The sequence below is a fragment of the Flavobacterium sp. N502536 genome, from assembly GCF_025947345.1.
Taxonomy (GTDB): domain Bacteria; phylum Bacteroidota; class Bacteroidia; order Flavobacteriales; family Flavobacteriaceae; genus Flavobacterium.
Genome location: NZ_CP110011.1, coordinates 18,821 through 30,567, shown reverse-complemented (window position 1 = coordinate 30,567; position 11,747 = coordinate 18,821). Strand labels below are relative to the sequence as shown.

6 protein-coding genes and 1 pseudogene are annotated in these 11,747 nt (G+C 37.1%); 1 reads left to right on the top strand and 6 read right to left on the bottom strand.

From position 1 onward, the window contains the following. Positions 1–200: 200 nt before the first annotated feature. From OLM61_RS00125 to OLM61_RS00090, 6 genes and pseudogenes are all read right to left on the bottom strand, one after another. Positions 201–929: a TIGR00730 family Rossman fold protein gene (locus tag OLM61_RS00125; RefSeq protein ID WP_068845660.1), complete on the bottom strand. Its 729-nt coding sequence runs from the start codon at positions 927–929 to the stop codon at positions 201–203. Positions 930–1,940: 1,011 nt separating this feature from the next. Then, positions 1,941–4,772 (bottom strand): excinuclease ABC subunit UvrA, encoded by a 2,832-nt coding sequence (gene uvrA / locus OLM61_RS00120; protein ID WP_264524531.1) that lies wholly within the window; start codon positions 4,770–4,772, stop codon positions 1,941–1,943. 100 nt (positions 4,773–4,872) lie between these two features. Next, a pseudogene (locus tag OLM61_RS20940) lies at positions 4,873–5,824 on the bottom strand (Fic family protein). 61 nt (positions 5,825–5,885) lie between these two features. Beyond that, on the bottom strand, positions 5,886–7,670 hold the full coding sequence (locus OLM61_RS00100; protein WP_264524527.1) for a chloride channel protein: 1,785 nt from the start codon (positions 7,668–7,670) through the stop codon (positions 5,886–5,888). 76 nt (positions 7,671–7,746) lie between these two features. Beyond that, positions 7,747–9,432 carry a gamma-glutamyltransferase gene (gene ggt, locus OLM61_RS00095; RefSeq protein ID WP_264524526.1) on the bottom strand — a complete coding sequence of 562 codons (1,686 nt, stop codon included), beginning with the start codon at positions 9,430–9,432 and terminating at the stop codon, positions 7,747–7,749. 52 nt (positions 9,433–9,484) lie between these two features. After that, positions 9,485–10,072, bottom strand: coding sequence for an acyl carrier protein phosphodiesterase (locus OLM61_RS00090; protein ID WP_264524525.1), 588 nt, complete (start codon positions 10,070–10,072; stop codon positions 9,485–9,487). Between the two features lie 253 nt (positions 10,073–10,325). Between OLM61_RS00090 and glmM the strand changes: the two genes are divergently transcribed. Then, entirely contained in the window at positions 10,326–11,714 is a 1,389-nt protein-coding gene (glmM, locus tag OLM61_RS00085; protein WP_264524524.1) for a phosphoglucosamine mutase, read from the top strand. Positions 11,715–11,747 lie beyond the last annotated feature (33 nt).

Sequence of the window (11,747 nt, the reverse complement as noted above, 5' to 3'; positions counted from 1 at the left end):
ATGGTAAATAAACTCACGAGCAAATAATGATTTTGGTTTTTTGTAAAAATAGCATAAAAAAAGCTGTTTAAAAAACAGCTTTTTACTTTTGTAGTATTTTTTCTAACATATTTTTTGACGTGATATCAATTTCTCTTGTTTTCCGCCTGTTCAGCTATAAACTTAAATTTGTTATATCACTTCTAAAAGGGATAATTGTATTAGAAATTTGGACTCAAATCGTATTTTTTGTAGAATTTATCCAAGACATCAACTACTTCATCTTCAGTATCTACAATCTTAAACAAGTTCAAGTCTTCAGGGCTTACCGTATGCATTTTTTCTACAAGTACTGTTTTAACCCATTCGATTAATCCTGACCAGAATTCAACTCCAACTAATATAATTGGGAATTTTCCAATTTTTTTAGTTTGAATCAAAGTGATAGCTTCAAACATTTCGTCAAGAGTTCCAAAACCTCCTGGCATTACCACAAAACCTTGTGAATATTTAACGAACATTACTTTTCTCACAAAGAAATAATCGAAATTCAGGTTTTTATCGTGATCGATATAAGGATTGAAATGCTGCTCAAAAGGCAATTCGATGTTTAGTCCAACAGAAGTTCCGCCACCTAAATGTGCTCCTTTGTTTCCAGCTTCCATGATTCCGGGACCACCTCCTGTGATTACTCCGTAACCTGCTTTACTGATTTTATAAGCAATTTTCTCTGCCAATAAATAATATTTGTCGTCTGGTTTTGTTCTTGCCGATCCAAAAATAGATACACATGGACCAATACGTCCCATACTTTCATAACCGTTTACAAATTCAGCCATGATTTTAAAAATCGCCCAGCTGTCGTTGGTTCTGATTTCATTCCACGTTTTTTGTTTTAAACGGTCCTGAATTACTTTATCCTCATCATTATCAAAATCTTCTAATCTCATTTTAGGTATTTTAATTATTTATATTTTTATTTCTAGCTGTGTCGTTTTAAAGGATCATTCTGAGCATAGTCGAAGGAAGGAGCTCCTTCCCGCTGTCCACTATATCTTTTGTGCCGAACCCCGTCACAAAAGGATGCCGTTCCCATCGGGGCTAGGGCATTAGTTTTCGATTTAATCAATTTTTTTTGCCCAAAAAAGCGTTGCCAAAGTTTAAAATTTTGACAAAAAGGCCAGCTAAATTAAGGCTTTTTTTGCGAATTGGAGCAAAAAAGAAGATTTATTAATTTAAATATTGCATCTGAATAAAAGAGGGTAGCGGCTTGCTGTTCATTATCAATGCATTAAAGGTGTTTTGCGAAAATGTTTTGTTTTGTGTCAATCGATTTGAATCTGTACTTGCAATATGGGCCGTTCCTCCGGAACTTATTTTGGGATCGTTTTATTTTCAACGGATTAAAATCCGTTGTTACAAAATATGTCGTTCCTACGGAACTTCTTTTTTGATCGTTTTTTGTCTTCAACGGATTAAAATCCGTTGCTACAAAATCTATCGTTCCTACGGAACTTGATAATGTGGTTGTTTTATTGATAACGGATTTTATTGCATCGTACAAAACAGATGTAATCATAAAAGAGCCTTCGGCTCGGCGAATATTGTAGCGACGGATTTCAATCCGTCATATAAAATCGGCGTAACAATAAAAGAACCTTCGGCTCGGCCAATCTTGTAGCGACGGATTTCAATCCGTCATATAAAATTGGCGTAACAATAAAAAGAGCCTTCGGCTCGAATAATCTTGTAGCGACGGATTTTAATCCATCGTGTAAAACGGACGTAATCATAAAAGAGCCATAGGCTCGGCCAATATTGTAACGATGGATTTTAATCCGTCAAATAAAATGGATGTAACAACAAAAAGAGTCGTCGGCTCGGCCAATATTCTTTTCTGGAATTAATTTTTAAAGAGACAAAAGTCATTGCCAAAGTTTAAAACCTTGGCAATGATATTTTTATTCTAATTCCTTTTTCAAAAACTTAGCGGTATAGCTTTTTTTACTTTTTGCCACTTCTTCGGGAGTTCCTTTGGCAATCAATTGTCCACCGCCTTTTCCACCTTCTGGGCCAATATCAATAATATAGTCGGCGAGTTTAATGACGTCCATATTGTGTTCGATAACCAGAATTGTATTTCCTTTATCGACTAATTTATTAATGACATCCATTAAAACACGAATATCCTCAAAATGCAATCCTGTAGTAGGTTCATCCAGAATATAAAAGGTGTTTCCGGTATCTTTTTTGGACAATTCGCCAGCCAGTTTAATACGCTGTGCTTCACCACCTGACAACGTTGTACTTTGCTGACCCAAGGTAATATAACCCAAACCAACATCCTGAATGGTTTTTACCTTTCTGTAAATCTTCGGAATGTTTTCGAAAAACGGAACCGCTTCATCAACGGTCATATTTAAAACATCGGAAATGGATTTTCCTTTGTATCGAATCTCCAGTGTTTCTCTGTTAAAACGTTTACCCTGACAGGTTTCGCATTCTACATAAACATCAGGTAAGAAGTTCATTTCGATGGTTCTCACCCCTGATCCTTCGCAGGTTTCACAACGTCCGCCTTTTACGTTAAAGCTAAATCGACCTGCTTTATAACCTCTAATCATACTTTCAGAAGTCATGGTAAACAGGTTTCTGATTTCTGTAAAAACTTCTGTATAGGTTGCCGGATTCGAACGTGGTGTACGTCCAATTGGGCTTTGGTCGATATCAATTACTTTATCGATATGCTCGAGTCCTTCAATTTTTTTGTAAGGCTGTGGTTTTTTAACGCCATTAAAATAGTAAGCGTTTAAAATAGGGTAGAGCGTTTCATTGATCAAAGTTGACTTTCCACTTCCTGAAACTCCCGTTACGCAAATCAGTTGTCCTAAAGGCAGTTCGATAGAAACATTTTTTAAGTTGTTTCCTGTTGCTCCTGTTAGTTTTAAAGACTTGCCATTTCCTTTGCGACGTTCTTTCGGAATCTCGAGTTTCATTTTACCGTTCAAATATTGAGCAGTAATGGTGTTGGATTTTAAGGTTTCGGCCGGAGTTCCAATACTGATGATTTCGCCTCCATATTTACCGGCTTTCGGACCAATGTCAATCACATAATCAGCAGTTTCGATCATGTCTTTATCGTGTTCCACCACAATAACTGAGTTCCCAATATCGCGTAATTGTTCTAATGATTTAATTAGTTTTTCGTTGTCTCTTTGATGTAAACCGATACTTGGTTCATCCAGAATATACAAAACACCAACGAGTTGTGAGCCAATCTGGGTTGCCAGACGTATACGTTGCGCCTCACCACCCGAAAGTGATTTTGAACTTCGGCTTAATGCCAGATAATTCAAACCAACGTTCATCAGGAAGTTTAAGCGGTCTTTGATTTCTTTAACCACTTCTGAAGCGATCAAAAGTTGTTTGTCGGTTAAGTGCGTATTTAGATCCTGAAACCAGATTGTTAAATCAGAAATATCCATGTCACACAATTCGGTGATATTTTTATCGTTGATTTTGAAGAACAAAGCTTCTTTTTTCAGACGGGATCCTTCACAAACAGGACAATTAACCTCGTCCATGAAATCTTTTGCCCAACGTTTAATAGTCGTTGAAGCACTTTCATCGTATTGGTTTTTGATAAAATGAGAGATTCCTTCAAAATCGATTTTATAATCCCGGGTAACGCCAAGATCTTTTGAGTTTACCGTAAATTTATCTTTTCCGCCATGTAAAATAATGGCCATGGCCTCTTCCGGAATTTTCTCAATAGGGTCTGTTATTTTAAAACCATATTTTTCACCAATGACTTCTAATTGTTTAAAAATCCAGGATGATTTGTATTCGCCAAGCGGAGCAAACCCACCTGCTTTTATAGATAATTTAGGGTTCGGAATGATTTTTTTGATATTGATTTCATGTACAGTTCCCAAACCATTACAATGCGGACAAGCTCCTTTTGGGGAGTTGAAAGAAAATAAATTAGGTTCCGGATTTTGATATGAAATACCAGTCGAAGGGCACATTAAGTTTCTACTGAAATAACGCACTTCATTAGTATCCTGATCCAAAATCATCAGAACATTTTCGCCGTGATGCATCGCTGTATTGATACTTTCGGACAGACGTTTTTGATTATCTTCATTGTCTTCGATCAGCATTCTGTCAACCACAATTTCGATGTCATGCGTTTTGTAACGATCCAGTTTCATTCCCGAAATTAAATCCTGAACCTCACCATTTACACGTACTTTAAGAAAACCTTGTTTGGTAATTTGCTGGAACAATTCGGCATAATGTCCTTTTCTGGCTTTAATTACAGGAGCCAGAATATTGATGCGTTTTCCGTTAAAATCCTGAATGATTAAATCTTTAATTTGTTCGTCAGAATACGAGACCATTTTTTCGCCGGTGTTGTAACTATAGGCGTCGGCACCACGGGCATAAAGTAGTCTCAGGAAATCGTAGATTTCGGTAATTGTTCCTACGGTCGAGCGTGGACTTTTACTGGTGGTTTTTTGTTCAATTGCAATTACAGGCGAAAGTCCGTCGATTTTATCTACATCAGGACGTTCTAAACCGCCAAGAAACTGTCTGGCATAGGCCGAAAAAGTTTCTACGTAACGACGCTGTCCTTCGGCATAAATAGTATCAAATGCCAAAGATGATTTTCCCGAGCCTGATAAACCGGTAATAACAACCAGTTTTTCACGCGGAATTGAAATGTCTATATTTTTTAGATTATGAACTCTTGCACCAAGAACTTCAATAGTATTGTCTTTTTCTAACATAAATTTGAGCAAAAAGCAAAGTTACCATTTTGATTTGTTCTTTTGATACTGGAGTGCAAAAGTTTATGTTACAAATAGTAACAAAAAACGCTAACCAAAGTTAGCGTTTTCTTTTTCGGGTAAGCATATATTCGTCGATGGCTTCTTTGGTAGTGTACCAGTTTCGCCCCTCTTTATAAGCGTCGATTTTGCCTGTTCTGGCTAGTAAGCTTACGTATTCCTGACCGTATGGAGTTTCTGGTTCGCTCACAATATCAGCTATTTTTGATAATCATAATCGTTCCCTGGCATTGCACTCAGGTAGATATTTAAAGTACGCTCTAAGGCCTGACACATCAAAAGGGTTAGTTTTTGATAGTTACCGTTATTGGCCTGATTGAGTGCTTCGTAATATTTTTTTCGATCATTTTTAAGAATGATGGCCGGTGGAAATCCACAACGCATCAGTAATAAATTCATACTCAAGCGTACCGTACGCCCATTTCCATCAAAAAAAGGATGAATCCAGACTAGCTTGTGATGGTAAATCGTCGCCAGTTCAATATCGTTCAGCTCTAACGGGTTTGTATTGATAAAATCAATTAATTCATCGAGATAATCTGATACCTTGTTTGCATTGGGCGGCATAAAATTAGCCCGGAAATACGGACACCTCCGTTGCGCAAACGACCGGCAAAATCATCTTCGATAGAACGCAAAACCAATCCGTGAATAGATAAGATGTCGATGCTTCGAAGATTGTAATTGTCATCTACAATTTCATACAGATAATCAATCGCCTTATCATGATTATGGGTTTCAAAATGTTCGCGAAGCGATTTTCCTTTGATAGTAATGCCCTCTTGAATAACCATTTGGGTTTCACGAAGGCTCATAGTGTTTCCTTCGATACTGTTCGAATTGTAGGTCCATTCTAAAGATAAACTCTCTCTGATTTTATGCAAAGCAATATTGGGCAGTGGTCTGCTGTTTTGCAGATCGAGCCTTTTTTGATACAATCGATCAAAGGTAGATTGAAATTCAGTTCTATATGTTAAGTCTATATCCCACATTACCCCAAAGGTACTTCTTAATATCGGATAATCCAAAATTTTAACCTATCCGATATTAAGACTACTCAATTGTCATAGAACGCAGTTTGGTTCTGTAGGCTTCAAGTGCTATAGATTTGGAGATGAAACCATAGTATTTTTCGTTTCGGATCACAGGAAGGAATGCCGTTTTTGATATTTCAAATTTGCTCATTACAATTTCCATACTGTCGGTAGAAGAAATGGTAGCTGCCGGTGTTTTCATGACATCTTTAATTAAAGTGTATTTGACACGATAAGCGTTGAAAATAATTTCGCGTATATCATTAAAATGAACTATACCAACAAGCTCTTTTTCATTGTTTACAACCGCAAACACCACCTGGTTGGAGTGCGAAATAAGATCGACCAGTTTGCTTAAATTCTCCTCAGGGTGTACGGTCAGGTAGTCACATTGAATAATGGTATCAATATCTAAAGTGGATAAGATATTCGAATCTTTATTACTTGTAAAAGCATGTCCTTTTTTAGCCAGACCTTTAACATCTAAAGAATATTTTTCAAAACGTTTTGAAATAGCAAAACTAATTGACGATACAATCATCAACGGAATCATTAAGCTGTAACCTCCCGTAATTTCGGCAATTAAGAAGATAGCGGTTAAAGGTGCATGAAACAGTCCACTTAAAATTCCGGCCATTCCGACCATTGTAAAATTACTGATTGGAAGTTTTGATAAACCGATCAGGCTAATAAATTTAGAGAAAAAATAACCTAAATAAGACCCTAAAAATAAGGAGGGAGCAAAATTACCACCGTTTCCACCACTTCCAATAGTAAGTGCCGAGGCAAAAACTTTGACCATCATGGTACATCCTACAAATAATAGTAAGACCCACTGATTGTTTCTGAAATCTTCAAACAGGGTATTGTTTAATATTTTTCCGGGATCCGTTTCAGATAGTGTTTTTATACTTTCATAACCCTCACCAAAGAGCGTTGGAAACACAAAAATCAGTAAGGCTAATAACGATGATCCTATTAATGCTTTTTTGTAGGCTCCCATTTTTAGATTGGCAAAATAATGCTCAATTCTTTGAAAATTTCGAGCATAATAAACGGCTATAAAACCGGTTAAGATTCCGAGAAGTACATAAAAAGGAATGTTGTGATAATTAAAAGCTTCCTGTTTTTTGAAAGACAGTAAAATTGTTTCGTCCAAAACAATAGCCGAAACCAAAGCCCCCGTTGCTGCCGAAATCATAATAGGAGTAAAGGCTGAAATGCTCACATCTACCAATAAAACCTCAATGGCAAACAGAACTCCGGCAATAGGAGCGTTAAAAGCGGCAGAAATTCCGGCTGCAACACCACAGCCAATTAGTAAAGTCCGGTCTTTATAAGGCAATCTGTAATTTTGAGCAAAATTTGACCCAAAAGCGGCTCCTGTAATCACAATAGGACTTTCAAGACCCGCAGAACCTCCCAAACCAACCGTTAACGAACTGGTCACGATTTGAGCATACATTTGTTTTTTGGGAATAATACTCGCTTTTTTTGCAACGGCATACAATATTTGTGATGTTCCCTTCTCGATGCTTCCGTTTAGCACTCTTTTAACCACAAAAACAGTAAGTACAATACCAATAATGGGCAGTATACTGTTAATAAAACTCAGTTTTAAAATTCCGTTGATGTAGGTGGCAAATGAAAAAACGCTATGCGCAAAAGTTTTTAACACAATTACCGCCAGAGAGCAGGAGATACCTATTAAAACGCTTGACAGGAAAATAAATTGCTTCGGAGTCATTAACGATTGTCCTAAAGCGATAATGTTTTCTAGTTTTCTAAAATATTTTCTTAGCATGCCGTTTGTAAAAGGTTAGGGAAATACAAATTTAGTTTATAATGTTTAATAATAAATGAAAAATGGGGAACTAATATTAAAAACCAACGGCTGTATCGTCTCCGCGAAAATCAGCACCGCCTTCAAGAGACTGGTTTGGAAGCACCAGAATACAATCCAGTTTGCCAATTACAGGAGCGTTTTTTTCGTTGATCAGATAGTTTTTTGCTTTTAGTTTGTCAATCGTAGCATTGCTAAAGGCGTTAGGTTCAAATGTAATCAGATCCGGAAGCCACTGGTGGTGAAAACGTGGAGCATTTACAGCTTCCTGCATGCTTAAATTGTATTCATACACATTCAAAATTGCCTGTAAAACAGAAGTAATAATAGTCGATCCGCCCGGAGTACCTACGACCATAAACAATTTGCCGTTTTTTTCAACAATCGTTGGAGTCATTGAACTTAACATTCTTTTTTCTGGTGCAATACTGTTGGCCTCATTTCCTACTAAACCAAACATATTAGGAGATCCCGGTTTTGCACTAAAATCGTCCATTTCATTGTTTAAAAAGAAGCCCAGTTCGTCACAATAATATTTCGATCCAAAGGCGTCGTTTATGGTAGTAGTTGCCGCAACAGCATTTCCTTGCGCATCAACGATGGAATAATGAGTCGTTTCGGTACTTTCATTGTACGTTACTTTTCCTTCTTTTATTTCAGAAGATAAGCTGGCTTTTTCGGTATTGAAGCTCGACATTCTGTCTTTTAAATAGGTGTCAGACAATAAAGCCTTCATTGGAATTTTTACAAAATCAGGGTCTCCTAAAAACTGACTTCTGTCAGCGTAAGCTCTTCGCTCAGCTTCAACGATAACCTGAATGGATTCTACCGAATTATGTCCCATTTTAGATAAATCATAAGGAGTAATCATTTTCATGATTTGAGCCAGACAGATTCCACCGCTGCTTGGTGGTGCCATCGAAGTAATTTTTAATTCTTTATAGTCAAACTGTAGAGGTTTTCTCCATTTGGCTTCGTATTTCTCCAAATCTTTAAGCGTTAGGATACCGCCCTTTTTCTGAATATAATTCACTAAGGTTTTAGCTGTTTGACCTTTGTAAAACTCATCTCTTCCATTCTTTTGAATGCGTTTTAGAGTATTGGCCAGAGCAGCATATTTGATGGTGTCGTTTTCTTTGAATTTTCCTGCCATAAGTGTATTCGGACCGTTTACTTTTACAATGGCGTCATGGTAAGCCTCTAGTTGCTTTTGTTGTTTTAGGGTTACAATTACACCTTTTTCGGCAAGAGCAATAACAGGTTTTAAAATTTCGGACATCGGAAGAGAGCCTAATTTTTTATGAACAGCAAAAACTCCCGCAACAGTTCCGGGAACGCCAATGGCCAAAGCTGTTTCGGTGCTTTTTCCTTTTATAACATTTCCATCTTTGTCCAGAAACATATCTTTTGTTGCAGCAAGAGGTGCTTTTTCACGATAATCCAGTGAACCTACTTCGCCGTTGGCTTTTCGGTAAACCATAAAACCACCGCCGCCAATATTTCCTGCATATGGGAATGCAACGGCCAAAGCCAGTTCAGTACCAACCATTGCGTCAAAGGCATTACCTCCTTTTTTCATAATGTCTGCTCCAACTTTAGAAGCTTCTGCACGTGCCGAAACCACCATAGCTTTTGAAACTACAAGTCCGGTTGGTTTTATTGGGTTTTGCTGCGCGGTACAGCTAATGTAGATTAGGGTAACTAAAAAAGTTATTTTTTTCATGCTGATGTAAAATTAAAATGTAGTATTGGTGCTTTTTCTGTAAAAAGCGGTATTATAGAGAAAGTAATTTTTGGCTGGAGTGACTTTTGATATCCTCAAAAAAGAGGGTGAATTCACGCTCAAATTCCGGATAGAATTCGACTAGTTCTGCACTGGCAAACTGCATATTGGATTGGTTTCTCGACCTTCTTCGGTCCATTTGAGTTAAAATTTGGTGTATTCCTTCAACAGTCTGATAACTCAAAAGCCAGTTTTGTTTGATCATATAAGGCATTAAGTCTTGTGTTTTTTCTGTTAAAATGGGATAATTTTCATGCAAAGATCTGTAAAATCGGTTAACAAAATGATCCAATTTTTCATCAGAGTACTTTTCCCAGTTTTTGGCCAGAAAATGATCGTAAATAATGTCGACAATAACACCGGCATAGTGATGGTATTTTTCATGTAAGCGCTTGGTGCTTTGTCTGAAAACATCATGCGAATCGGTATAAGTGTCGATAGAACGATGTAAGAGAATGCCTTTCTGAACATCTTCGGGGAAGTGTTCAAACTGTTTTCCGCGAATTCCATCGGCCATGAAGTTGCCAATTTTGATCAGATCGTTTTCGCCGGAAAGATATATATGGGCTAGGAAATTCATTTGTTGTTAGAGTTTCTGAGGGTCTAAGTTGCTAAGGCACTAAGTTATAGTACAAAGTGTATTTTATCATTACTAAGATTCTAAGTGGTTAAGAAACGAAGTTATTTTAGTAAAAGTATGAAAACTTTTTGATATCGTTTTAACGAATGACAGATCCCTTCGTATTTAAAATCTGAAAACTTAGAACCTTAGCAACTTAGAATCTTCGTAACTTTTCTATATTTGTCATAAAAAATAACCATAACTCACAAAAATGACTTTAATAAAATCAATTTCAGGGATACGAGGGACAATCGGTGGAAAAGTAGGAGATAACCTGACTCCTGTTGATGCGGTGAAATTTGCATCGGCATATGGAACTTTTCTGAAAAACAATACATCAAAAGAAAAATTAACCGTAGTGATTGGTCGTGACGCCAGAATTTCAGGACCAATGATTCACAACCTTGTCGTGAATACTTTAATAGGTTTAGGGATTAATGTAATCGATCTTGGACTTTCTACTACACCAACTGTAGAGGTAGCGGTTCCGTTAGAAAAGGCAGACGGAGGAATCATTTTAACAGCTTCTCACAATCCAAAACAATGGAATGCTTTGAAACTGTTGAATGCAAAAGGTGAATTTTTAAGTGGAGAAGAAGGTGCTAAAATTCTTGAAATCGCTGAGGCAGAAGCTTTCGATTTTTCGGATGTTGACAGTTTAGGTGAAATTACCATCAATGATGCGTATATGGATATTCACATCGACGAGGTTTTAAACTTGCCTTTGGTAGATGTTGAAGCCGTAAAAGCTGCAAAATTTAAAGTAGTAGTTGATGGAGTAAATTCTTCAGGAGGAATTATTATTCCAAAATTACTGGAATTAATGGGCGTTGAAGTAGTAAAATTGTACTGCGAACCAAACGGACATTTCCCGCACAATCCAGAACCGTTAAAAGAGCATTTAACAGATATTTCGGAACTGGTAGTAAAAGAGAAAGCACATTTAGGAGTTGTTGTTGATCCGGACGTAGACCGTTTGGCATTTATATCTGAAGATGGAGAGATGTTTGGAGAAGAATACACTTTGGTAGCTTGTGCCGATTATGTGTTGAGTAAAACTCCCGGAAATACAGTTTCTAACATGTCATCGTCACGTGCTTTGCGCGATGTAACCGTTGCTCATGGCGGGAAATACGAAGCCAGCGCTGTTGGTGAAGTGAACGTAGTAGCCTTAATGAAGAAAAACAATGCTATTATTGGAGGTGAAGGTAACGGTGGAATTATTTATCCGGAATCTCACTACGGAAGAGATAGTTTGGTAGGTGTTGCTTTATTCCTGACACATTTAGCCAACAAAAAAATGTCTGTTTCGGCATTGCGTGCTTCTTACCCGGAATATTATATGAGTAAAAATAAAATTGAATTAACACCACAAATCGATGTTGATGCAATTTTGGTGGCCATGACTGAAAAATACAAGAACGAAGATATTAGCACCATTGATGGTGTGAAAATTGATTTTGCTACAGAATGGGTTCATTTAAGAAAATCAAACACAGAGCCAATCATCAGAATTTATACGGAAGCTCCTTCTCAGGAAAAAGCCGATGTTTTGGCACTTCGAATCATTGATGAAATAAAAGCGGTTGCAGGAATTTAATTCGCTATCGTTACTATAAATAAAAACACCTTT

Bases quoted from the DNA above. Each gene is read 5' to 3' on its own strand.
- OLM61_RS00125 (WP_068845660.1), bottom strand. From the start codon at position 929: ATGAGATTAGAAGATTTTGATAATGATGAGGATAAAGTAATTCAGGAC.
- uvrA (WP_264524531.1), bottom strand. From the start codon at position 4,772: ATGTTAGAAAAAGACAATACTATTGAAGTTCTTGGTGCAAGAGTTCAT.
- OLM61_RS00100 (WP_264524527.1), bottom strand. From the start codon at position 7,670: ATGCTAAGAAAATATTTTAGAAAACTAGAAAACATTATCGCTTTAGGA.
- ggt (WP_264524526.1), bottom strand. From the start codon at position 9,432: ATGAAAAAAATAACTTTTTTAGTTACCCTAATCTACATTAGCTGTACC.
- OLM61_RS00090 (WP_264524525.1), bottom strand. From the start codon at position 10,072: ATGAATTTCCTAGCCCATATATATCTTTCCGGCGAAAACGATCTGATC.
- glmM (WP_264524524.1), top strand. From the start codon at position 10,326: ATGACTTTAATAAAATCAATTTCAGGGATACGAGGGACAATCGGTGGA.